At 67.6% G+C, this 25,090-nt stretch carries 10 protein-coding genes and 1 pseudogene; 1 reads left to right on the top strand and 10 read right to left on the bottom strand.

What is annotated here, in order from left to right:
• Positions 1 to 149 precede the first annotated feature (149 nt).
• The 7 genes and pseudogenes from H7841_13295 to H7841_13265 form a co-directional block, all read right to left on the bottom strand.
• Complete coding sequence (locus H7841_13295; GenBank protein MEO5337846.1) at positions 150 to 1,499, bottom strand: hypothetical protein; 1,350 nt, start codon at positions 1,497 to 1,499, stop codon at positions 150 to 152.
• Between the two features lie 96 nt (positions 1,500 to 1,595).
• Positions 1,596 to 2,453 carry an NAD(P)-dependent oxidoreductase gene (locus H7841_13290; GenBank protein ID MEO5337845.1) on the bottom strand — a complete coding sequence of 286 codons (858 nt, stop codon included), beginning with the start codon at positions 2,451 to 2,453 and terminating at the stop codon, positions 1,596 to 1,598.
• Positions 2,454 to 2,455: 2 nt separating this feature from the next.
• The gene (locus tag H7841_13285) at positions 2,456 to 3,946 is read right to left on the bottom strand and encodes a B12-binding domain-containing radical SAM protein (protein MEO5337844.1); all 1,491 of its coding nucleotides are present in this window, start codon (positions 3,944 to 3,946) and stop codon (positions 2,456 to 2,458) included.
• Between the two features lie 83 nt (positions 3,947 to 4,029).
• Positions 4,030 to 5,229 carry a site-specific integrase gene (locus H7841_13280; GenBank protein MEO5337843.1) on the bottom strand — a complete coding sequence of 400 codons (1,200 nt, stop codon included), beginning with the start codon at positions 5,227 to 5,229 and terminating at the stop codon, positions 4,030 to 4,032.
• A 187-nt stretch (positions 5,230 to 5,416) separates the two neighbouring features.
• The gene (locus H7841_13275) at positions 5,417 to 15,475 is read right to left on the bottom strand and encodes an Ig-like domain-containing protein (protein MEO5337842.1); all 10,059 of its coding nucleotides are present in this window, start codon (positions 15,473 to 15,475) and stop codon (positions 5,417 to 5,419) included.
• A gap of 275 nt (positions 15,476 to 15,750) precedes the next feature.
• Positions 15,751 to 17,784: an elongation factor G gene (locus H7841_13270; protein MEO5337841.1), complete on the bottom strand. Its 2,034-nt coding sequence runs from the start codon at positions 17,782 to 17,784 to the stop codon at positions 15,751 to 15,753.
• A 152-nt stretch (positions 17,785 to 17,936) separates the two neighbouring features.
• Positions 17,937 to 18,755 (bottom strand): annotated as a pseudogene (locus tag H7841_13265) (IS3 family transposase).
• Between the two features lie 86 nt (positions 18,756 to 18,841).
• Here H7841_13265 and hrpB point away from each other — a divergent pair.
• Positions 18,842 to 21,361 carry an ATP-dependent helicase HrpB gene (hrpB, locus tag H7841_13260; protein ID MEO5337840.1) on the top strand — a complete coding sequence of 840 codons (2,520 nt, stop codon included), beginning with the start codon at positions 18,842 to 18,844 and terminating at the stop codon, positions 21,359 to 21,361.
• Between the two features lie 450 nt (positions 21,362 to 21,811).
• Here hrpB and H7841_13255 read toward each other — a convergent pair whose 3' ends face one another.
• The 3 genes from H7841_13255 to H7841_13245 all read right to left on the bottom strand — a co-directional run bounded on the left by H7841_13255 (position 21,812) and on the right by H7841_13245 (position 24,978).
• A complete protein-coding gene (locus H7841_13255) occupies positions 21,812 to 23,032 on the bottom strand; it encodes a Fic family protein (protein MEO5337839.1) in 1,221 nt (406 codons plus the stop codon).
• 326 nt (positions 23,033 to 23,358) lie between these two features.
• Positions 23,359 to 24,372, bottom strand: coding sequence for a hypothetical protein (locus H7841_13250; protein ID MEO5337838.1), 1,014 nt, complete (start codon positions 24,370 to 24,372; stop codon positions 23,359 to 23,361).
• Positions 24,373 to 24,549: 177 nt separating this feature from the next.
• Positions 24,550 to 24,978, bottom strand: coding sequence for a site-specific integrase (locus H7841_13245; protein ID MEO5337837.1), 429 nt, complete (start codon positions 24,976 to 24,978; stop codon positions 24,550 to 24,552).
• Positions 24,979 to 25,090: the final 112 nt, after the last annotated feature.

The following is a 25,090-nucleotide window of genomic DNA, read 5'->3' as shown; positions in this document are numbered from 1 at the left end:
CCGCCCCCACCCCCGCGGAAGCCGCCGCCCAGGGCCGCCGCCAAGCCGCGGCGCTGATCGAGGCCTTGGCCGCCCACGGTCTGCCCCGCGACCGCCTGGTTCAGCGGGCCAACCCCGAATGCGGCAACACTCCGCCGCCTTAGGCTCCGTCAGGCCGCCAAGTCCTTGAACCGCTGGTCGTCCGCAAAGGCAGACAGGTCTGGGTCGTCGGATTGGGGGTTGAGGAATATCCTAATCCATTGGCGTTCCGCTTCCCGTAACTGTGCGGGGGCCGACGCGATGGCGCTGGCCGCATGCTCGTAGGCCTGATCGGCGATCGCCTGGAGATCGGCTTCCGGAGTCGCGCTCTGACCCATGAGGTACTTGTATTTCTGGCCATTCGCGCAGGCAAGGAACCGATGGACCAGATGGGGCTCGCCGGTAAGCCATTCCTTCGGCATCTTGCCGCGAATCTTGAAAACCTTCTCATAGCCCGTCGGCGGCGGCAGATAGAGGGCTCCCAGCATGGCGTAGGTGACGATCCGGCTTTTTTCCGGTTCCGGAATTGTCGCGATGGCCAGCGAGACCATCGGTTCGAGGACCCCGACGGCCGCCTCGTACTTCCGCTGGGCGAAGTACTGCACGGCCAGCTTGAGGTTGTGGATGGGGTTCAGGGACGCCGCCTCGCGCAGTGCCTTTTCCGCGTCGTCCTTCTTTCCCAGGGCCGCCAGGGCAAGGCCGATGCTGGCCTTCTCGTCGGCGGTCTTGACCGTATCGAGCGAGATGTTGGCGAGGGCCTCGATCCGCTTCCGCTCCTCCTGAGGCAGATATCGGGCCGCCGCCTGCAGGTCGATGGGAGAGCCATCCACTTCCGTCGCCGGCAGGCTGGCGACGACGTCGGCTCCGGAGGCATCGGACGAGGCCCGCTCGAAAGCCCCCTGAAGCCACAGGCGCGACAACAGGAAGCCCGACAAGAACCCGAAGACGGAGTACAGGACGACCAGGACCAGCGCGACGCCGGCCCCCAGCGTCAGGGCAGGACCATCGCCGTTCGCCCCCACCAAAGTCGCGTCGAGATACCTTCCCAGCCAGTCGGAGGTGTTTTTCAGGAAATCCGGGACTTTGGCGAGGGAGGCCAGGCTGGCGCCCACCAGAAGCTTGGTGAGCCAGTCGGAAATCTGGTCGAGGTTGGTGTTGGTAACCGTCGCACTGGGACCCTCGGGGGTCGCTTTCTCGGCATCCGGATTGCCCTTGGGATAGCCGAACAGGAAACCGAAGAATGCCCCGACGGCAAAGGCCGCGCTGGCGATCAGCGCCGACAGCCCGAGAAACCGCAAACTTGCGGGAACCCCGAACGATCCCCCCAGAAGGATCAGCGGAACCGAAACCAGAAAAATCGACAGGAACAGGAACTTGCCGATCCGGTGGCGTTCCCAACGGAATTGGTCCGTTCGCTTGGGGCCGGTCTTCCCGTCCGCGATTCCGCCCGACGATCTCCCGAACATCTCCGTGATACCCATGGCGAGGCCCACCCAAATGAGATAGGATGGACATGGTATCACGAATCGCGCGACCGATATAGATTGCGCTTTTCTTTTCCGCGCGACCGCCGCTCTTTACCTCAGCACTTTCACCACGATGCTTTCGTTCAGGTCGCCGTAGCCCTTCGACAGGGCTTGCTGGAAGACCTCGGCGGCGGCCGCGTTGACCGGGGCGGCCTGGCCCACTTCGGCGGCCAGCCGCAAGCCGTAGCGGGCGTCCTTGTGGCGGAGCACCGTGGAGAAGTAGACATCCGCATGATCGCCGTCCACCAGGCGGCGCACCAGGTACTTGACCATGGGACTGGCGATTGCGCCCGACGACAGGGCCTCGCAGACCGTTTCCGGGTCCAGGCCGGCCTTGACGGCGGCCAGATAGCCTTCCATGGCCGCCACCGCCTGGGCGGCGCCGATCATGTTGACCGTGAGTTTGTAGGCGGTCCCCGCCCCCACCGGGCCGAAATGGATGTGGCGGGCCGCATAGGCCGAAAGAATGGGCCAAGCCGCTTCCAGCACCGAATTCTCACCCCCCACCAGCAGGGTGAGCCGGCCTTCCCGCGCGCCGTCGGGGCCGCCGGTCACCGGGCAGTCGAGGAAGCGCAGGCCGACGCCCTGGACAGCCGCGGCCAGTTCCAGCATCCAGCCCCGCGACAGGGTGGAACTTTCCACCGCCACCGCGTTGCGGGCCGGCCGGCCGGCCAGCACCCCTTCCGGGCCCAGCCACACGGCCTTGGAAGCCGCATCGTCGGACACAATGGTGACGATGGCCTCGGCCCCCTTGACGGCCTGCGCCGGGGTATCGGCCACCGCGGCCCCTAGACCTTCGGTCTTGGCGCGGCTGCGGTTCCAGACGGTGACGTCATGGCCGGCGCCCAGCAGCCGCAGGGCCATCTCGCGGCCCATGGTGCCCATTCCCAGGACGGCGACCTTGGCCATGGTCAGCTCATGAATTCGCGGACGTAGCGTTCCGAATACTTCTGGAAGGCGGCATTGCCGGCGGGAGTGAAGCTTTCGGCCTCGCGGATGCCTTCCCATTCGTCTTCCGGGAACTTGACGTAGAGCGGGAAGGTCCGATGCAGGCCGCGCAGGGCCTCGGCCGACATCTGCGGCATGTCCATGGTCGGCCCCAGCCGGTAGTCCATGGCGATATCCTCGTCCTGGATGTAGCCTTCCAGTTCGCAGACTTCGCGGAGCGTGCAGCCTTTGTAGGGGCTGAAGTAGCTGACCATCACACCGTTGGGATTGAGCCGGCGGTCGAGGCGGATGGTGTCGAAGACCATCTCGCGGGTCTCGGTCGGGAAGCCGATGATGTTATTGGCGGAAACCCGGATGCCCGACTCGCGAAGCAGGTCGAAGGCACGGATGATGACGTCATCGCGCACGTTGCGGCCCAGCATGCTGCGCCGCAAGTCGAAATTGCCGCTTTCCACGCCGACGCTCAGGCCCTCGCAACCGATTTCCTTCAGCAGTTCCACCTTGTCCGGGGTCACGGACTCGGGACGGGCCTCCACCCAGAAGGGCAAGCCGACCTTTTCGTGGAACAGCTTGCCGAAGGTTTCGATGCGCGAGCGGGTCGTGGTCAGAAAGCTTTCGGCCACCAGATAGACGTAGGCGAGGCCGAACTGTTCCTTCTTGCGGGCCATCTCGTCGACCAGGCGGACCACATCCTGTTCGCGGTAGTAGCCGCCGTGTTCCCCGTAGAGTTTGTCGAATCCCGAGTTGATGCAGAAGGTGCAGGTGTAGGGACAGCCGCGGTTCATCTCGAAGGTGCCGGTGACCGAAATCTTGCCGCCCATGGGCTTCCAGAAGCGGCGGGGGTCGTAGACGCTCCAATCCTGGTCGGGCAGGCGTTCCAGGTCCACGGGCGCCCGCACCGGGTTCTTGTAGAGCTTGCCGTCCTTCTTGACCCACAGATTGCCGATGTCCGTGTAGTCCATGTTGTTGCGCAGGCGCTGGCAGAGTTCGGTCAAGGGCAGTTCGCCCTCGCCGACGCAGACCATGTCGACCGACGGGTCGCGGATGACGATGTCGGGGGCGAAGGTGGCGTAGGGACCGCCGACGATGGTCGGCACGCCCGACCCCTGGATGCGCCGCAACAGCGCCATCCCCAGGGGCTGTGTGACTTCGATGGACGACAGGCCGATCAGGTCGGGCTTGTATTCCGCCACCGTGCGGGCGAAGGCGTCGAAGACGTCTTCTTCCTCGGCCACGATCCCCAAGTCGGCGAAGCTGGTCTTCTTGACCTGCAGGGCGGCGGCGCGGGCCTCGTCGCCGGTGATGTCGGCGGTTTTGTAGAAGGTGGTATCGAACAGCTTCACCTCGACATCGACCTCGCGCAGGCAAGCGGCCAGGATGCCGATCCCCGCGGTGACCAGCGTGTCTAACATGGTGTTGCAGTTGATCAGCAGGACCTTGAAGTCCTTTTTCATGGCGACGCCCTCCTACGGCCGAATGGCCACCTCCGGGAAACTACCGGCTAGCAAAAACCCCTAGTCCTGTCCAGTGTTGTCGCTCAGGACGCTTCCTTCTTCCTCGCCCGCCGGGGCGGGGCGAGGGCGGCGGCCAGGCCCTGGCTGACGGTTTCTGCAGCTTCGCGCAGACGGCGCGGCTGGGGGCGGGCGAAGCGGCTGGCGGCCTGAATGGTCTTGTAGCCCATCAAGGTCCCCCGCAAGGGCTCGTCGAAACCTTCGTCGGTGGCCAGGGAAGCGAAGGTATGGCGCAGGTCGTGCAGCCGCACGCCCTTCAGACCAGCCCGGTCGCGCAGCCGCCGCCAAGCGTGTTCCAGGGTGGAAACCGACAGGGGCTGATCCATGTCGGTCACCGCCGGCAGCAGGTAGTCGGAGACGTAGGGCAGGTCGGCGATGGTCTCCAGGGCCGCCTTGCCGAGGGGCACCCTGCGCGGCGGCTCGAGTCCGTCCGGGTCCTCGAACCGCAGTGCCTTGCCTTCCCAATCCACGTGATCCCAGCGCAGCCCGATGACCTCCGACACTCGCCCGCCCGTAAGCAGCAGCAGGCGCAGGCAGGACAAGACCGTCACATCCTCGCGCCCCTTGGTCTCGGCCTCCTTCAGCACGGCGCCCAGCCTGGCCAGTTCCGGCCCCCCCAGGCGGCGGGCACGGGCCTGTTCGGGGAAAGGCTCCACCTGCTTGCAGGGATTGCTGCGCGGCGCCCTGAGGCCCCAGTCTTCGGCCAAATTGAACATTTTGCGCAGCAGGGCAAGGGTACGGTTGGCCTCGTAGGGCGTGCCGCGCAGGGATTCGTGCAGGAACTTGACCTCGGCCACGCCGACGCGGTCGATCCTTAGGCCCCCCAGCATGGGCAGGATGCGTCCGTCGATCAGGCGCCTGTCCTCCTTCGCGCTACGCGGCCGCTTTTTGGGCAGGGCATGCTGCTCCATGTAGCGCTCGCAGAAGGCCAGCAAGGTATCGCCGCGGCGCGCCGGACGGCGCGCTTCCACCGAGCGGGTTGCCGGATGGCGGGCGGCATCGAGGCGCGCTTCGGCCAGCTTGCGAGCCTCGTCGGGGGTCAGGGGGCCGTGGCGGCCCAAGGTTGCCCGGCAGGATCTCCCCTGGGCGTCCCGGTATTGGATGATGTAGGAGCGCAGGCCCGAGGGCTTTATCCGCAACCCGAAGCCGGGCAAGTCCGAATCCCAGAGCACCTGTTCACGCTCGCCAGCGGCAAGGCTTTCGACGGTACGGCGATCGATCTTCATGGACTCCCCCAGGATGGCGCCGGGTAAGCATAGGGATGAGGCCGTCGCCGTCAAGACTATCCCATAATATCAAATGGATAGCCCACATTAAGGGCGTCAGATCGGCCCTGCCCACCAGATATTGCAAGGGAAACCCCCGCCCGGAGACCGGGCGGGGGCTGGGGATCATCTTCCGCCGATCCGGAAATCAGCAGGAACCGTTCCGGTGGTCGTTGCCGTCTGGCCCTCCGCCACCATGGCCGCTGTCGCCCCGGCTTAGCGAGTAGCCGGAGCCGCCGCCGTGGCGATCCTGGTCGCCGCCATCGTCGTAGCGGCCCTCGCCCGAGCCAACCACGCGTCCACCGTCGTCGTGGCGGCCGTGGTCCTGGAAGACCAGATTATCGGTGGACAACTGCTGACCGTCGATGACGACGGTATTGCCCAGCATGACGTCGCCGATGACGTCGAGGCCGCAATGGTCGTCGGTCCCGCTGCCCAGATCGACGGTCAGGGTGGCCGTGGTGGTGGCCAGATCGCCGTTGGGTTCCACGGCCGTCGCGGTGACCGTCAGGTCGAAGGCGTCGGGGGCCGCGGTCTCGCCGCCGGTCTCGCCCTTCAGGGATTCGAGCAGGTAGTCGCTGTGGTTGCCCACCGCGGTAAAGCGCAGCTTGTCGAAGCCGCCGTCCACCGCGATATCCAGAGACAGCCGGCCGTCGGAAGCGCCGGCCTGGGCCTCGAAGTCTCCGCTGCCCACCAGTTCGTCGCCCCGGTAGGCCTCCCAATGGCCTTCCTCGGCACCGAAGTGGCCGTTGCCCTTGTCTTCGATGAACAGCGCGCGGATGCCGACCTCGGCCTTGTCGACCAGCATGCCGTCGAAGTCGACGATCATGGATTCGGAACCCGAACCTTCGGCATCGATTTCGGAATCGCCCAGGCCTTCCACGCCGATGCCACGCCCGGCGTCGGCGTCGATTTCGGCCGGCCGCCCGTTCTTGGCGAAGGCGGACACGGTGATGTCATGGCCGTCGACGGTCTGGAACCAAGCGCCGATGGTCCCCGACTCGCTGCCGGAACTGGACCCGCCCAGTTGGAACTCGGATTTCTCGGGTTCCGGAACCTTGATGGTCAAGCCGTCGAGTTGTCCGGCGCTCAGCGTCCAACTGCCGTCGCCGTTGTCGGTGCCGGCCGACAGGCTGGCGCCCGTCGGCACGCCCGCGATTGTGACGGACAGGGTTTCGGAGCCGTCCAGGTCGGTCAAAGCCGCCGCGATGTCGAGCGGAATGGCTTCTCCGGCCTCGCCGGAGGTGTCGGCCACCGCCAGATCGGGCCGGTCGGCCACCGCCTCGACGGTCACCGCCAGGGTTTCGGTGGCCCGGCCGCCATCGCTGGAAATCGCCGTCACCTGCATGTCGAAGGTGCCGCTGTAGTTTTCGGGCGGCACCACCCGCAGGCTGTCGAGGTCGGCCGGACGCAGGGTCCAGGTGCCGTCGCCGTTGCGGGTACCGACGTTCAGCGAAGCGCCTTGCGGCAAGCCGCTGACGACGACTTCGGCCACCGTCTCGCCGCCGGACACGGCGGCATCCACGTCGAGCGCAATCGGCGTATCCTCGCGGCCGGTCGCATCGGCCGCCGTGACGACCGGCGCCACCGGTTCGCCGTACTCGCCCATGGGCACGGTCAGCACCTGCACCGCCGCCGCCGTATCGCCGTCGTTTTCGGTGGTGGTGGCGGTGACGGTGAGATCGAAGTCGGTCCTCAGGCTGTCGGCCACCGTCAGGGTCAGGCCGGTCAACTGGGCGGGCGACAGGGTCCAGGTGCCGTCGCCGTTGTCGGTGCCCGCCGACAGGCTGGCGCCTTCGGGCAGGCCGGCGATGGTCACCGACAGGGTCTCCGAGCCATCGGTGTCGGCCAGGGCGGCGTCGATATCCAGCGAGAACTGGATGGCGCCCGCCTCGTCGCGACTGGTGACGTTGAAGTTGGCGTCGTTGTAGTCGAAGTCGCCGCCGTTCTTGATGTCTTCCCAGTTCTGGCTGCCGGCCGCGCCGCTGTCCCGTTCATGGTCGACGCCGTCGGCGTTCAGGGATTGGTTGGTGAAGAACAGGCCGCCGTTGGCATCGGCCCGCAGCGCCCGGCCGGACGGATCGAGCACCTGCCACTTTCCGGTGGCGTCCTGGGCGAAGGTGACGTCCATGCCGTCGGTCAGGCCGCTGTTCTCGCCCGCGCCGTCGGACAGCAGGAAGAAGCCGACGCGATCCGGATCGACGTCGTCCAGGGTGAAGCTCTGGCCCACCGTGGTCTTCACGTTGGCCCAGATGATCTCGCCCGAGGTCGGCCGGCCCTGATCGTCCAGCAGATAGTAGCCGTAGGTATTGTTGAAGCCCGCATCGCTGCCGTGGTTGACGACCGTGATGCTGCTGTCGCCTTCCTGCACCACGCCGACGCCGATGGCGCTCGCCAGGGCCGGCTCGTCCGCCACGCCGGTCACGGCGACGTTGACGGTTGCCGTGGTGCTGGCGGTGCTGGCGCCGTCCGCCGAGGTGGCGGTGACGGTCAGCGCGAAGTCGGCGTTGGAATCGGCCGGCGGCGTTATCTTCAGGCCATCCAGTTGGGCCGCCGTCAGGGTCCAGGTGCCGTCGCCGTTGTCGGTGCCCGCCGACAGGCTGGCGCCCGCCGGAACGCCGCCGACGATGATCGACAGGGTCTCGTCCAGGTCGGTGAGCGCCGCCCCGATATCCAGGGCGATGGCGGAATCTTCCAGGCCCGCAGCATCCCGGACGGCCAGCGTCGGGGCATCGGCTCCGCCCGCCACCGTGACGGTGAAGCTGGCGGCGCCGGTTTCGGTGTCGCCGTCGTTCTCGGTGGCCGTCGCCATCACCGACAGATCGAACGCGCCCGCATAGTTCAGCGGCGGCGTGATGCTGAGCCCGGTCAACTGGGCCGGGGTCAGGGTCCAGGTGCCGTCGCCGTTGTCGGTGCCCGCCGACAGGCTGGCGCCCGCCGGAACGCCCGCGATGGTAAGGCTCAGGCTTTCCGAACCATCAAGGTCGCCCAGGCCGGAGGCGATATCCAGCGCAATGGCCCGGTCCTCGGTGCCGCTGGCGTCGCTGACGGTCACGGTGGGCTCGTCCGCCACGCCGGTCACCGTCACGGCCAGGGTCGCCGTCACCGAAGCCTGGTCGATGTTGCCTTCGGCCGACGTCGCCGTCACCGTCAGGGTGAAGTCGGCGTTGGAATCGGCCGGCGGTGTAACGGTCAGGCCGTTCAACTGGGCCCCGGTCAGGGTCCAGGTGCCGTCGCCGTTGTCGGTACCCGCCGACAGGCTGGCGCCCGCCGGCACGCCCGCGACGACAATCGATAGGGTCTCGCCGCCATCGGTCAGCGCCGCAGCGATGTCGAGCGGGATGGCCGTGTCTTCCAGGCCCGCCGCGTCGGTCGCGGTCAGGGTCGGCGCGCTGGCCACGTAGTCCACCGGCGTGCCGTTCACGTAGATCTCGAACTTTTCGAAGTTCCGCGCATCCAGGTTCAGGCTCTGGAACTGGAAGCTGTCGCCCTGGCCCGACGGGCTGTTCGGATCGCTATGGCCGGCCAGGAAGGCCCGGTAGTTCGCCAAGTCGGCCCGGAAGGCCGCCGAGTCGAACTGGGCCTGGGTCAGCATCACCCGCAAGGTGTCGGTACCCGCGCCGCCTTCATAGAAGTCGCGCCCGCCCGTCGCGTTCTGGCTGGCGGTGAAGACCGCCACGTCGTTGCCCACGCCCGCATCCACCCGGTCGGCGCCCGCGCCGCCGTCGATGCGGTCGTCTCCCGTGCCGCCGACGATGGAATCGTTACCGGCGTTGCCCCACAGCAGGTCGTTGCCGGCGCCGCCGTCGATGGTCACGTCGCCGTAGGAGAAGCGGCTGCTGGTCAGGTCGACCACGTCGTTGCCGGCACCCGCGTCGATCACCTCGATACCCGCGATGCGGGCCGCGGTGCCGTTCGGGCTGTAGGTATCTTCCAGGAACACGGCTTCATTGCCGCCGCCCAGCACCAGGGTGTCGGTGCCGGCGCCGCCGTCGAACAGGTCATGGCTGCGGCCGAGGCCGTTGATGCTCACCACTTCGCCCGTCCCTGGCGCGCCCGGGCTGCCCGCGTTCTGGGCCCCCATGCCGCTCCAGGTGGCATCGGTCGAATAGTTCAGCGTGTCGTCGCCCGCGCCGCCGTACAGGCGGTCGGCACCCAGGCCGCCGCTCAACACGTCGTTGCCGGCCGGCGCGCCGGTGAAGGCCACGTCGATGGTGCCCGCCGCCGTCGCCACGTCGCCGTCGTTCTCGGTCGCCGTCGCCGTCACGGCGATCTGGAAGCCGCTCGTCACGCTGCCCGGAATGCTCAACGTCAGGCCGGAGGCCTGATCGGCCGCCACCGTCCAGCTGCCGTCGGCGTTCCGCGTCCCGGCCGAAAGCGTCGCCCCCGCCGGCAGGCCGGACAGGGTCACGCTGTGGGTCTCGGACAAATCGAGGCTGTCGCCGAAGCTGGCGGCGATATCGAGGGCCACCAGGGCCGGCGTCGGATTGGCCCCGTCGCCGTAAAGCACGTCGTCGCCCGCCTCGCCGCGCAGCACGTCGTTACCGGCACCGCCCGACAGGGTCTCGCCCGCCGCCGTGCCCACCAGGGTGTCGTTGGCGCCCACGTCCAGGTGCACCGTCTCGTTGCCGGTCGCAAGCCCGACCGCATCCGCCAAGCCGGTCACCGCCACCGTGACGGTCGCCGTGGTGCTGGCGGTGCTGGTGCCGTCCGCCGAGGTGGCGGTGACGGTCAGCGCGAAGTCTTCGTTGGAATCGGCCGGCGGCGTGATGGACAGGCCGTCCAGTTGTTCGGCCGTCAAGGTCCAGGTGCCGTCGCCGTTGTCGGTGCCCGCCGACAGGCTGGCGCCCGTCGGAACGCCCCCGACGACAATCGACAGGGTCTCGCCGGCATCGGTCAGCGCCGCCGCGATGTCGAGCCGGATGGCATGGTCTTCCAGGCCCGCCGTATCGGTCACGATCAGGGTCGGCGCATCGGCCCCCCCCGTCACCGCGACGGTGAAGGAGGCTTCCGCGGTTTCGGTATCGCCCTCGGCCTCGGTCGAAGTCGCCACCACGCGGAGAGCGAACTCGCCGTTGTAGTTTTCCGGCGGCGTCAGCTTGAGGTCGGCCAGCTGGGCCGGGGTCAGGGTCCAGGTGCCGTCGCCGTTGTCGGTACCCGCCGACAGGCTGGCGCCGTCCGGCAGGCCGGAGATGACGAGGCTAAGGCTTTCCGAGCCGTCCAGGTCGCCCAGGCCGGCGGAGATGTTCAAGGCCAAGGCCGTATCCTCGGAGCCGGTGACGTTCGTTACGCCGACCGTCGGCTCGTCCGCCACGCCGGTCACCGTCACGTCGAAGGTGGTCGCGGCGCTGGAGGTGCCCGCGCCGTCCGTCGAGGTCGCCGTCACCCTGAGGGCGAAGTCGGCGTCGGAATCGGCCGCCGGCTTGACCGCCAAGCCGTCAAGCTGTCCGGGCGCCAGGGTCCAGGTGCCGTCGCCGTTGTCGGTGCCCGCCGACAGGATCGCGCCGTCCGGCAGGCCGGCAATGGTAATCGACAGGGTCTCGCCCGCATCGCCCACCGCCGCCGAGATGTCGAGCGGAATCCAGGTGTCCTCCAGGCCCGCCGCGTCTTCGGCCGCCACGGTGACCGCATCGGCCACCGGCGTCACCGTCACGGTGAAGGAGGCGGCCGCCCTTGCCACGTCGCCGTCGTTCTCGGTGGCCGTCGCCGTCACCGTCAGATCGAAGCTGCCCGAATAGTCGGACGGCGGCGTGACGGTCAGGCCCGTCAGTTGGGCCGGGGTCAGGGTCCATGTGCCGTCGAGGTTGTCGGTCCCCGCCGACAGTTCGGCCCCGGCCGGCAGGCCGGAGATGACGATGCCGTGGGTTTCCGACAGGTCGACGGAATCGCCGAAGCCCGCCGCGACATTCAGCGCGATGGCCGCATCCTCGGCGCCGGTGACGTTCGTTACGCTGACCGTCGGCTCGTCCGCCACGCCGGTCACCGTCACGTCGAATGTGGTCGCGGCGCTGGAAGTGCCCGTGCCGTCCGTCGAGGTCGCCGTCACCCTGAGGGCGAAGTCGGCGTCGGAATCGGCCGTCGGCTTGATGGCCAGGCCGTCAAGCTGTCCGGGCGCCAGGGTCCAGGTGCCGTCGCCGTTGTCGGTGCCCGCCGACAGGATCGCGCCGTCCGGCAGGCCCGCGATGGAGATCGACAGGGTCTCGCCCGCATCGCCCACCGCCGCCGAGATGTCGAGCGGAATCCAGGTGTCTTCCAGGCCCGCCGCGTCCTCGGCCGCCACGGTGACCGCATCGGCCACCGGCGTCACCGTCACGGTGAAGGAGGCGGCAGCCCTTGCCACGTCGCCGTCGTTTTCGGTAGCCGTCGCGGTCACCGTCAGATCGAAGCTGCCCGAATAGTCGGACGGCGGCGTGACGGTCAGACCCGTCAACTGGGCCGGGGTCAGGGTCCAGGCCGATCCGTCCGCATTGGGGGTCCCGGCGGAAAGAACCGCCCCGGCCGGCAGGCCGGAGATGACGATGCCGTGGGTTTCCGACAGGTCTATGGAATCGCCGAAGCCCGCCGCGACATTCAGCGCGATGGCCGCATCCTCGGCGCCGGTGACGTTCGTTACGCTGACCGTCGGCTCGTCCGCCACGCCGGTCACCAGCACGTTCAGCACCACCGGTTCGGTGGAAGCGATGTCGGCCCCGTCGGTCGCCGTCGCGGTCACCGTCAGGGCGAAGTCGGCGTTTGAATCGGCGGGCGGCGTGACGGTCAGGCCGGCCAAGTCGCCGCCGGACAGAGTCCAGGTGCCGTCGCCGTTGTCGGTGCCCGCCGACAGGCTGGCGCCCGCCGGCACGCCGGCGATGGTGACGGTCAGGGTCTCGGAGGCATCGGTCAGGCCCGCCGCGATGTCGAGGGCGATGGCCGTGTCCTCGTCGCCGGACACCGGCGCCGCCTGCCAGGAGGCGTCGACGTTGACGTCGTTGAAGTCCCGGTCGCCCAGCCGGATCAGGTCTTCCCAGTTCTGGGTGCCGACCACCGCGTTGTCGACCAGATGGTCCATGCCGTCCGGATTGAGCGCCGGATCGCTGAAGAAGGCCTTGGCGTACTCGCCCTGCAGCGTCTGCCCGTCGGGCCCGACGACCGTCCAGCGGCCCTGGGCGTCCTGGGCGAAGGTCACCGCCATGCCGTCGGAGATTCCGGCATTGAGGGCGCCGCCGTTCGGAATGACGAAGTAGCCGATGGAAGCCGGATCAAGGCCTTCGATCGCCGCGGTCTCGCCGATATGACTCCGGGTATCCGACCAGATGATGCCGCCCTGGACCGGATGGCCGTTTTCGTCCATCGCGTAATAGCCGTAGGCATTGTGGAAGGCGGCGGAAGTCCCGCCTTCGTTCTGCGCCGCCAGGGTGAAGGTGTCCTCGCCCCCGATGGCCAGGGTGGGCCGGTCGGCCACGCCCGCCACGTCCACCGTGATGGTGGCGGAGGTCGTCGCCTGGGCGCCGGTGCTGGCCTCGGTTGCGGTCACCGCGACCGAGAGTTCCATGGCCCCGGAGAAATCGGCGGGCGGCGTGACCTTCAGGCCATCAAGCTGCCCGGCCGTCACCGTCCATGTGCCGTCGCCATTGTCGGTCCCGGCCGACAGCGTCGCGCCGGCCGGCAGGTTGCCGATGGTGATCGACGACAGGGTCTCGGAACCGTCGGCGTCGGTCAGCGCCGCGCCGATATCCAGGGCGATGGCCGAGTCCTCGGCGCCGCTCGCCGCGGCGACCTCGAGGGTGGGGGCGGAAGCCGTGCGGTCGGCCGCTTCGGCGACCGAGAAGGTGCCGTCGGAGAATTGCAGGTATTCGACGCCGCTCAGCACGTCGGTGCCGTCGGCCCCGGCGACCATCGCTTCGCCGGTGGCCGCGTCGACGGTCACCACGTAATCCGCCAGGGCGCCGGCGAACACCGCCTTGTCGCTGCCGCTGCCGCCGTCGATGACGTCGCTGCCGGCACCGCCGTCCAGGACGTCGTCGCCGTCCCCGCCGAACATCGTATCGTCGCCGCCGCCGCCTTCGATGATGTCGTTGCCGGCGTTGCCGTAGATGGTGTCGGCATCGTCGCCGCCCTTCAGCACGTCGCCTTCCTCGGACCCGAGGATGACGTCGCTGCCCGCGCCGCCGTCGATGGAATCGGCGCCCGTGCCGCCATCGATGAAGTCGTCGCCGCCGCCGCCCTCGATGGAGTCGTTGCCGGCGTTGCCGTAGATGGTGTCGGCATCGTCGCCGCCCGCCAGGACATCGCCCTGTTCGGAACCGTAGATGGTGTCGCCGCCGGTGCCGCCGTCGATGGTGTCGCTACCGGTCCCGCCGTCGATGGTATCGTCGCCCGCGCCGCCTTCGATCACGTCGTCGCCGGCGCCGCCTTCGATCACGTCGTCGCCGGCGCCGCCCGCGATCACGTCGTCGCCCGCGCCGCCCGCGATCACGTCGTCGCCCGCGCCGCCGTCGATGACCGCGCCCAGGGAATCCAGGGCCTGCTGCACGGTGAAGGTGCCATCGGCGAAGCGCAGGTTCTCGATGCCCACCAGGGTGTCGGTGCCGTCGCGGCCCAAGGTGTCGGTGACCGTCACCGTGCCGGCGGCCGCATCGACCACCAGGGTGTAGTCCTTCAGGTTGCCGGTGAAGGTGGCCGTGTCGGAACCGGCCGCCGCCGTCATGTCGAGGTGGATCAGGTCTTCGCTGCCGACGAAGCCGGCCAGCGCCAAGTTGTCGCCCACCAGCAGATCGTCGCCCGCGCCGCCCGTCAGGACGTCGTCGCCGCCCGACCCGATCAGGACGTTGGCCGCCGCGTTGCCGGAAATGACATCGTCGTGGGTGGACCCGAGGACGTTTTCCACACCCTCGATCCGATCGGTGTCGATGTAGCCTGCCGCGTCCGCGTCTGGACGGGCATTGGCATCGGTGGAAGCGCCTTCGATCTTGGACAGATCGACCACCACGCCCTGCGTGGAGCTTTGGAAGGTGACCGTGTCGATGCCCGTGCCACCGATGTAAGTGTCGAAGCCGGCGCCGTTGCCGCCGACGAGGATGTCGTCGCCCGCGCCACCGTCGACGACGTCGTCGCCCGCGCCGCCAACCAGGACGTCGGTCCCGGTGCTGCCGAACATCACGTCGTCGCCATCGGTGCCGACCACCCGGCCGCTACCGTGGATGGCCGTGACGACCGTCTCGGATTCAGTCGCCGTGATCGGGTCCGAATCCCGCGTGATGATCTGGCTTCCGGAGTCGTCCAGGCGCTCGATGGTCCGGCCGTCCTCCTCGGGCAGGATCTGCACGACCGGACGGAAAGTCTCGTGGGCCTTGGAGACGTCGGATTGGTACAGGGTCGGGGATTCGTGGGCCGCGCCGGCCGCGTTCGGACCGGCCGCGGTTTCCATGCGGGCCAGGTCGGCGCCGGAATCGTGGCGCACCTCGACCATGGTGTGCTCGGCGGCGAGAAGGTCTTCACCCAGAGAGCCGACGCGTTCGAAGATATCGCGGTAATCGTTGGCCGTCGGATTGGCGTCGACGGGCAACAGCGACAGGCTGTTGCCGAAGACGTCCAGCACGTCGCCCATGCCGATGCTGAAGATGGACGACGGCGCCGCCATGAAGCTGCCGATCCGGGCACCGTGATAGGCGCTGTTCAGAACCTGTACGCCGTGGTCGTTGGCGATCACCACCTCGCCAACCAGACCGTCGCGTTCCTCCATCAGGACCACGGACATCTCGCCCCCGGGCGAAAGGTCCACGCCCACCTGGGTGCCGCGGATGCCGATGGTGCCGACCGGGGTCTGGATGGCCATCGCGTCGGGGTCGGTCTTGGCGACCTGGCCGCTGACGAAGGTGAAGACGCCCTGCATGACCGACATGGCGACCGACCCGGACTGCGATGCCGGATCGTAGACCATTTCATCCAATACCATGCGGCCGTTCTGTGCCATCGAGAAGGTGGTCTTGTCGGCGAGCACGATGCCGATGCCGCCGCTGGCGCCGGTCTGCAGCTCGTCGCCCTGGAAGACCGGATCGCCTTCATGAAGCTGACCACGGGTACCGTCGGCATGGGTCACGAAGACCTGACCGGCCAGTTTCTCCACCACGCCGATGGGCTGTCCCGCCGTGCTGGCGGCCGTGCCGCCGGGAGCCGGAACCTGCGGCGTCCCTCCTGCGAGGGCTCCGAAAAGCGATGGACCTGCCACGATACACCTCCGACTCTATAAAAGGTTCTCCCACAACGCACCGATGGCCGCGCCTCGTTGGTCCACCGCCTGGAACGTCCGGACCGGAGTGATGGTGAGAATCACTCGCGCTCCGACCGCTCGCCCCATGGTGAACATTGGGCGTAGTCCATCCCAGTTTGATTCTAGGCCTCAACAAGGAAAGCCGTCAAGAACCGTCCAAAACAAGATCACGTGGGTAATCTTGTTTGCGCGGGTTGGGCGCGGCCTCCGTGTACTACGGCCGCGCCCGATCCCTAATGGGCGCCGTTGTTGGCGTTGCGGCGGGCCGCGATATCGTCGGCCAGTTTGCCGGTCAGTTCCTGCAGGTGGTCGAAGGCGGCCGTGAAGGTACCGACTCCCAGGGTCATGGACCGTAGTTCGACGATCAAATCGTGCATTTCCGAGGCCGGCATCAACGCCTGAACCTCGTCCCAGCCCTTCCAGCCCGGTCGCGCGTCGTAGCCGAGAATCTGGCCGCGCCGGCCGCTGACCAGCCGCTGCACCTTGGAAGTGAAGTCGGTGGGGACGGCAATGGCGACCTTGTTGACCGGCTCCAGCAGTACCGGCTGGCAGTTGGGCATGGCCTCGCGCATGCCCTGCTGGGCCGCTTTGCGGAACGCCATATCGGAACTGTCCACCGCATGGAACTGGCCATCGGTCAAGGTGACGGCCATGTCCACCACCGGAAAGCCGAGCGGACCTCGGGAGAGGAATTCCCGCACGCCATGTTCCACCGCCGGGATATAGTTGCGCGGCACCGCGCCGCCGGTGATCTTTTCGTCGAAGACGAATCCGGACCCGCGCGGCAGGGGCTTGACCTCCAGATGCACGTCCGCGAATTCGCCGTGGCCGCCCGACTGTTTCTTGTGGCGGGAATGCTGGGTGGCCGCCTTGCGGATGGTCTCCTTGTAGGCGACCTGGGGATGGACCCCCTTGAGGCCCAGCTTGTAGCGGTTGCGCAGCCGCTCGATGGCGATCTGGAGGTGCACCTCGCCCTGACCGTGCAGCACCAGTTCGCCCGTATCGGCATTGTGCTCGTGGCTGAGCGAGGGGTCTTCCTCGACCAGCTTCTGGAAAGCGCCGCTGATCTTCACCTCGTCCGCCTTGTTGTCGGCGTGCACCGCCATGGAATAGAGCGGCGTCAAGGCGGCTGGCCAGTCGGCATGTTCCGCCTTGCCCGAGGGTGACAGCAGAGTCCCGGTATGAATGTCCTCCATGCGCCCGAAAGCCACCACCTCGCCGGCGCCGGCCCTTGGCTGCTTGTCCTGGCGGGCGCCCATCATGCGGTAGATGCCGCTCACCCGGTTGCCATTCAGGTTGTCGCCTTCCTTGACCTCGCCGCCCCAGACGCGGACGAAGCTGAGCTTGCCGGTGCCGCTGCCGTGCTGGGTCTTGAAGACGGTGGCCTTGGGCTCGCCTTCCGGGTCGACGCCCAGGCGCCGGGCCGCCTGTTCGTGGCCGGCGGATTCGTGGCGCAGCGCCTTCAGCAGGCGGGTGATGCCGCGGTCCTTCTCGGCGGCGCCGAAGAAGACGGGGACCAGCAAGTCCTGCTGCAGGTCCTTGGTCAGGTTTCCGTAGATCTCGTCCGTCGACGGAACGGTGTCTTCGAGCAGTTCCTCCAGCAGGTGGTCGTCGAAGTTGGACAGTTCCTCCAGCATCTCGGCGCGGGCGGAGCCTTCCATGTCCTTCAGCATGTCGGGCAGCTTGATCATCTCGGAGGGCTTGCCCGGTTCCCAGCGGAAGGCGCGCTCACTGACCAAGTCGACCATGCCGACGATGCCGTCGCCGTCCTTGATCGGCAGTTCGCGCAGCACCAGATGGCGGTCGGAGACGGATTGGAGGGCCTCCACGGTCTCGCGGATGCCAGTGGAACCCACGTCCACCTTGTTGATGAAGATGATATGGGGGACGGCATGGTCGTCCAGGAACTTGAACAGCGGCGCCAGGGCCACGGCCTTGGTGGCGTCGGGTTCCACCACCACCACCGCCGTATCGGCCACCATGAGGGCGTTCTGGGCGTCCTGGGCCAGTTCGATGGACCCCGGACAATCGACGAAAGTCCAGCGGTCGCCCAGGTATTCGGTGGAAGCCAGGTTGGGCTCGGTGCTCATCAGCCGGGAGCGGGCCTCGGGCGAAGTATCGCCGACCGTGTTGCCTTCTTTGATGGAGCCCTTTCGATTGGTGGCCCCGCAAGCCTTGAGGACGCTCTCCAGCAGCGTCGTCTTGCCGCTCAGGTAAGGTCCGACGAAAACCGCGCAACGGGGCGCGGACGGCGCCTTGGTGCCCATGCTCGATACTCCCCCTATTCTTTGTTGCCGTCGCAGGATCCACAGAGTTATCCGGCCGCACGGCCGATGCAACAGGAAAAAGGCGGGGGCCGGCCGTGCGATTTTCCGGGGCGGGGTGGGGGTGACCTTTCCCCGAAAAAGCGGACACCGGTTTACGCGGCTTGAAGCTCGGCCTGGATCGGGGCGATGTACCCGAGGGCCGAATGGAGCCGCAGGCGATTGTGGTATCCTTCGATATAGGCGAACAGATCCCGTCTGGCCTCTTCGCGGGTCCGGTATCGTTGTCCGTGGGCCAGCTCGGTCTTGAGGCTGCCGAAGAAGCTCTCCATGGGGGCATTGTCCCAGCAGTTGGTCTTGCGGCTCATGGACGCGGTGATTCCCTTGCTTTTCAAGGTGTTCCTGTAGTCGAGCGAGGCGTATTGGCTGCCGCGATCCGAATTATGGACGAGGCCGGGCAAAGGCTTCTGGCGCTGGATCGCCATGGCCAGGGCGGCCTTCGGTGCGCAAGTGATCCCGCATGGCCCAGACGACCACCTTGCGGCTGAACAGGTCCAGGACGACGGCCAGGTACAGCCAGCCCTCGTCGGTCGGGATGTAGGTGATGTCGGCCAGCCAGACGCGGTTCGGCATTTCCGCCGAGAAATCCCGGTCCAGCAGGTTCGGGGCCACCGGCAGGCCATGGTTGCTGTCCGTGGCGCAGACCCGGAATGCCTTGGGCTTTGCGGCCCGGATGCCGTGGCGGCGCATCAGGCGGGCGACCCGGCCCCGGCTCACCGTCCAGCCTTCGTCTCCGAGGGCGGCATGCATGCGTGGAACCCCATAGCGCCGTCGATGCCGATCATGCCGCTTGCGAATATCGCCGAGCAGCCTTTGGTTCTCGGTCGTGGCGCGCTCGGGGGCCGGGACCGCCAGCCGTAGTAATAGCCGGAAGGCGACACTCCGAGAGCGGAACAAAGAGCCCGGACCGGATATTCGTCCCGGCAATCCTCGACGATGCGGGTCAATAGCCTGGATTCGTTGTCCTGCCTCGCCCCCGAGGGTGGTATAAACGGGGCGCATGGATATTTCCCCGCTTCCCGTCGCCGAAGTTCTATCCCGGCTCCGCCAGGTTCTGCGCGAGGGCCGGGCCGCCGTTCTGGAGGCACCGCCGGGAGCCGGCAAGACCACCCTGGTGCCCCTGGCCTTGCTGGACGAGCCCTGGCGCGGCGACGGCACCATCCTGGTGCTGGAGCCCCGACGGTTGGCAGCCAAGGCGGCGGCGCGGCGCATGGCCGCCTTGAAAGGCGAGACGCCCGGAGAAACCGTGGGCTTCCGGGTGCGGCTCGAATCGGCGGTTGGCCCCCGCACTCGAATCGAGGTGGTGACCGAGGGCATCCTGACCCGGCGCCTGCTGGACGACCCGTCCCTGGAAGGGGTGGCGGCGGTGATCTTCGACGAATTCCACGAACGCAGCATCCAGGCCGACCTGGGCCTCGCGCTTTGCCTGGAGGTTCAGGCAGCCCTGCGCGACGACCTGCGGCTGGTGGTCATGTCGGCGACCCTGGACGGGGCGGCGGTGGCCCGCCTGATGGGCGGCGTAGCGGAAATCCGCTGCGAAGGCCGGATGCACCCCGTCGCGGTCCATCATCTTGACCGGCCGGCCACCCGCAACCTGGAAGGAGCGATGGCGACGGCCGTCCGTCAGGCGTTGCGGGACGAGATGGGCAGCCTGCTGGCCTTCCTGCCCGGCGAGCGGGAAATCCGCCGCGTCCAAGCCTTGCTGGAAGAAGGCGACTTGCCGGAGGGCGTCCGCATCGCTCCCCTATACGGGGCGCTGAGCCCGGCGGAACAGGACGCAGCCATCCGGCCGGCGGCCGACGGTGTCCGCAAGGTGGTGCTGGCTACCGACATCGCCGAGACCAGCCTGACCATCGAGGGCGTGCGGGTGGTGATCGACGGAGGACTCAGGCGGGCCCCGCGCTTCGATCCCCGTAGCGGCCTTTCCCGCCTGGAGACGGTGCGCATCTCCAAGGCATCGGCCGAGCAGCGGCGCGGGCGCGCCGGGCGGCTGGAGCCCGGCATCTGCTTTCGTCTCTGGCCGGCGGCGGAACAGGCGGCCCTGGCGCCCTTCGACCGGCCGGAGATCCTGGACGCCGACCTGGCCCCGTTGGCTCTCGATCTAGCGCGCTGGGGGGCTGCCAACCCAGGAGGGCTCGCCTGGCTCGACCCGCCCCCTGCCGCCGCCTTCGCCCAGGCGAGGGACTTGCTCGCCGACCTGGAAGCGCTGGACGGCGACGGACGCCTGACGTCCCAGGGCGAGTCCATGGCGGGGATGGCGGTCCATCCGCGCCTGGCCCATATGGTGCTGGCCGGCAAGGAAAAGGGGATGGGCGGCCTGGCATGCGATCTGGCGGCCCTGCTGGAGGAAAGAGATATCCTGGCAGGCGGCCGCGACGCCGATCTTCGCCATCGCCTGGAGGTGTTGCACGGCGAAGGACGGGCCGAGGTGCATCGGGGCGCGTTGCAGCGGGCCCGCGCCGCCTCCGAGGTCTGGCGCGGCCGGCTGCGCATCGATGGCCGTTCCACGGGATGCGCGGATGCAGCCGGCGGGCTGCTCGCCCTGGCCTTTCCCGACCGCCTGGCCCAGCGGCGGCCGGGTGGCATCGGAAGGTTCCTGATGCGCAACGGGCGCGGCGCCCGCCTGTCCGAGACCGATCCGCTGGCTGCCGCCGACTGGCTGGCGGTGGCCGATGTCGACGCGGCCGGGCCGGAAGGGCGGATTTTCCTCGCCGCCCCGCTGGCCCTGACCGAAGTCGAGGACCTGTTCGGCCCCGACATCGGCGAAGAAGCCGTGGTCGAATGGGACGTCCGCGAGGAAGCCGTCCTGTCCCGCCGCCGCCGTCGGCTCGGAGCGCTGGTGCTGGACGAGGGACCCTGGGACCGGGCGCCGAAGGACCGGATCGCCGCAGCCATGGCGGAAGGGGTGGGGCAGCTGGGGATCGATGTCCTGCCATGGACGCCGGAACTGCGCCAATGGCAGGCGCGGGTGGCGCTGATGCGCCGGCTGGACCATGGCGGCAAGGGTTGGCCCGACATTTCCGATGTCGCGCTGGCGACGGGTGTGGGGGTTTGGCTGCCGCCTTTCCTGGAGGGCATAGCCCGACGTAGCCAACTCGGCCGTCTGGACCTGCGCGCCGCCCTGGAATCATTGTTGCCCTGGGACTTGCGGAGCCTGCTGGACGACGCGGCGCCTTCCCACCTGACGGTACCCACCGGATCGCGCATTCTCCTCGACTACACGGCGGACGGCGGGCCAGTGCTGGCGGTACGATTGCAGGAAATGCTGGGCCAGGCGGATACGCCAAGGGTGGCCGGGGGAGCGGTGCCGGTGCTGCTTCACCTCCTGTCGCCCGCCGGGCGGCCGCTGCAGGCAACCCGCGATCTGGCCGGGTTCTGGAAGGGCTCCTACGCGGCCGTGAAGGCCGAGATGAAGGGCCGCTACCCCAAACACCCTTGGCCCGACGACCCTCTGGCCGCCGCGCCCACCCGCCTGACCAAGAGGCGCATGGCGCATAATGCCACCCGCCCAAGACATTGACTCGCGACCGGGGATTTCCGAACAAGATCACGGCGGTCCGGCCAAAAGCGAACAATTCCCATCGGTTGGCTATTTGCGGGACATCGGATCGGGGATCGCTCCGGGCAAGCGGCGTGGAGCGGAATTGGAGCAAGGGGGATTTTCAGGCGTGGTTCCGGACATGGAACGGCCCGCTAAGTGGTTGACTTAGCGGGCCATTTATTGGTTGCGGGGGCGCGCAACCGACGACACCGCAGTTGCGGACCCATCCGGATTTGACGAGCCTAGAGTTCCCGCAAGGCACTGCGGAAACCAGACAGGAAAGAGGCAAGAAGGTATTCGCAGAGTCTGCGGTCGCCAATGAGCACGTCGGCGCTTTCCCTCCATAATATACGGCCCAAGGCTGGAAAAAGGAGGCCTCCCCCCCGAGGGCGCACCCGCGAGGGGCGCGCCGGCAGAACCGGCGAGCGGTTACGTCTCAGGGAACAACTTTGGGAAAAGGATGTCGAGCATCTCGACGGGGAAGCGCAGCGACACCTTTCCCTTCGGCGTGTCCGACGCCAGCAGGCCGAAGGCCATCACGTCGTTGAATACTCGCCGTGCCGTCCGCTCCGGCAGGCCGGTGATGCGCGGCACGTCCCCTCGTTCAAATTCCCCACGGATCAGCGCTTCTTCGAGAAGCCGGGCGGCCTCGGGCTTCAGGGTCTCGCTGCGCTCGACAAAGATGCGTAGGCGACGGGATAGCGTATCAAGTTCAAACAGGCCATCCATGAACGTGATCTGGTCGAGGCATACGCGCAGAAACCAAAGCATGAAGTCGATCAACGCGCGCTGCGACAGATTGCCCCGGCCATCGATGTCCCCCTGGCGGGGCATGTCGGCATGATCCATCATCCGCTTGTAGTCGCCTCGGCTGTCGATGCCGCGCGCGAGTCCGCGCGAAACCGACCACAGGCCGTGGGCGCCGATGCCAGCCACATGCGCCATGGCATGACTCATCAGGCGTGCGACCCGGCCGTTGCCGTCGGGAAACGGATGGATGAAGTTGAGCCGGTGGTGGGCTGCCGGGATGGCGGTGATGCGGGCGGCCTTGCCAAGGCGCTCGAAGCGGTAGCGCTGGGCAAAGTGGTCCATGAACGCCGCGACCCGTCCGCTTGACGGCGGTAGGTGCCGCCCAACCGCCACGTCGTGTTCTGGGGTAGACCGCCATTCCCCCGGCGTCATAGTGAATTCCCGGCCGGCTCCCCGGATCACGAGCATTTCCGGCGGCGCATCGCGATAGAATTCCCGATGAAGCCAGCGGATGAACTCCGTAGACACGGGGTCCGGCAAACTCCCGGCGGCGGCCATGCGGTCGATCTCGGCCTGTACACGGACATGAGCCGCCGCCTCCATCTGAAGGTTGCGTCGTTCCCGGTCACTGTCGAACTGGCCCGAGAGCGCGCGTTCAATGTCCCGTGGCCGCGTGTGGTGCCCTTCGATGAAGTTGCTGTAGTAGCTGTTCATGATCCGCACCAGTCCGGCGAGGTTGGCCGCCGTGCGGGGATGAAGGGTATGCCCCAGCCTGACCGATGCGGCGGCAAGCTCGGCGATTACGTCGGAGAGTGCTTCCGGCACCTCTTCCAGGCGCGCGGGCTCGATGCGCTCCACGCTTTCAACAATCTCCAAATTGGCCGATGCTTTGCGAATCATAATACGGTGATGCTAAACGGGAAATTCGACGTTAGCTAGGCCGGTTGGCCGATATTTTGGCCGATCTGTAATGCTCGCGGCAGGCCGCCACGGAGCTTCCCCCCCCCCATAACCACACCTATAAACACCCATACCCCTTTGATTGCTATATCCGGTTCGGTCGTCGTCGTCACGAAATAGCGCGAGCATCTGGGAAATCCGGGATAATCCAAAATCTGGTGGTTGAGCCTTTTTGCGCCTGGACTGTCTGAACTGGTTTTCATCCAGGGGCTGTGGCCTAGCAGCGTTTGATGTCGCGGGTGGTGAAGCCGGCCCAGCCCCACCCCTCAGCCCGATGGCGAGGTGTCGGGTTCTTCCCGACTCATTTTTCTGAGAGGCGGCCTTGCCGCCCGGACGGTGGCGACTTCGGCGGGGGCTGGCGCCGGGACGATTTCGGTTTCCGGGTCGGACTTGACGGGGAAGAGGCTGTCCCGGCCCTGGTAGCGGCGGGCGTAGTGGCGACCCGCGGTTTCGGCGGAAGCGTGGCCCAGGAGGGCCGCCACCGCAGACCGGCCGAACACCTGCTTGAGGTTGGCGGCGCATTGATGGCGGGTCGAGTAGAGCGCGATGTGCCGGGCACGATCGGGCCAGAGTTTCCTCGTCGCGCGATAGAGGGCCTTCCGCAGGGTCTCCTTCCAGGTCTCGAACCCTCCCGCCGCCTCGGCCTCGGCCGCTTGCTCGGCGACCGATTGAATCCGGTGCCGGAGCCAGGGATCGAAATGGCCGAGGTGCAGGGTCCGGGCGAAACCGTTACCCCGCCCTTGGGAGTGTTTGGCGTTCCTGACGATCAAGGCCGGCTGGCCGGTGTCTCGGTGACACGGCACCCAGCTCGCATGGCGCCATTCGCCGGGGCGCAGTCCGGTGGCGATGCCGGCGACCAGGAAGTGGACGAGGTTCTTGCCGGACTCCGTTGGGTGCGTCGCGCGAAGGTGGTCCACGAGACTCTCGAGGTCCTCGGGCGGCAAGCTCTTTTGTTTGATCGTCGATGTCCGGGTTGAGCGCTTCCGGACGCCCGTCTGCGGCTCGGCCTTGAGGCGGGCCAGGGCCGCTTGGGAAGCCTGGTCATCTTCCTTTGCCAAGTCATGGCAGGCCGCCGCCTTGTAGAGGCGCCAAGTGGCGGCCGTCCAGTCGGGCTTCCTCGCGATCATCCAGCTGACCATCTCTTGCGGGGTCAATTGACGAGAGCCGTTTCCCCCATGGTGGCGAGCGGCTTGTTCGCGGAGCCGCTGGGCGATCCGGTCGTATTGCTCGAGGGTCTCCGGCGCCGGATCAGATGCGTGAACCTTCATGCCCGTGGTCATGGGCCGCTCCCTTCGACCGTCTCAGGGCTCTCCCCGTTACTGGGACGGGCCGATGCGTGAACCGAGCCATCCCCCGACGTGTTTTCCGTGATGGCCGCCGCCTTGGTCATGGCCTCGACGAGATGCCAGACCGAACCGGTCCTGCGGGTGACCTGAGGCTTCGCGGGCGCGTCGGGCTCAGGAGGAGACCCGCCCGTCAATGTTCCTGGGGAGGCCTTCCAGGATGCGGATCGCCTTGCTGCCGAGGGGGATGACGCGGTCGTCGCCGTTCTTGGTATCGCGAAGGACCGCCGTCCGGCGGCCGAGACTGACATCCTCCCAGGTCAGGTTGGCGAGTTCGCCGCGCCGCGCCCCGGTTTCGACGGCGAGCGCGATCAAGGCACCGATCCAGATGTTCTCGTCCCTTTGGGCGGCGGCCAGCAGCCGTTCGGCCTCCCCCATTTCGAGCCGGCGGTCGCGGGCCCTGCCCGGCGAGGGCAAGGAAATCCTCGCCACGGGATTGGTCAGGCCCTCGATGCCGAATTCCTTCACGGCCATCTCGAAGACGTGGCGGAGCAGGAGCAGTTCGTTGCGGCAGGTCTTCGGGCCGACCTGCTTCAGGCCCAACTTGAACAGTGCCCGAGAAAAAGCTGTTCTGTAACAGACTGTTACGGAGTGGCACGGGTTTGTTAGCACTACATTCCGGGGTGGCGGGGTTTCAGGTGGGGGTTTCGTGGTG

It is taken from the genome of Magnetospirillum sp. WYHS-4 (assembly GCA_039908345.1).
Taxonomy (GTDB): Bacteria; Pseudomonadota; Alphaproteobacteria; order Rhodospirillales; family GLO-3; genus JAMOBD01.
This window is presented reverse-complemented; position numbering and strand designations above follow the sequence as displayed.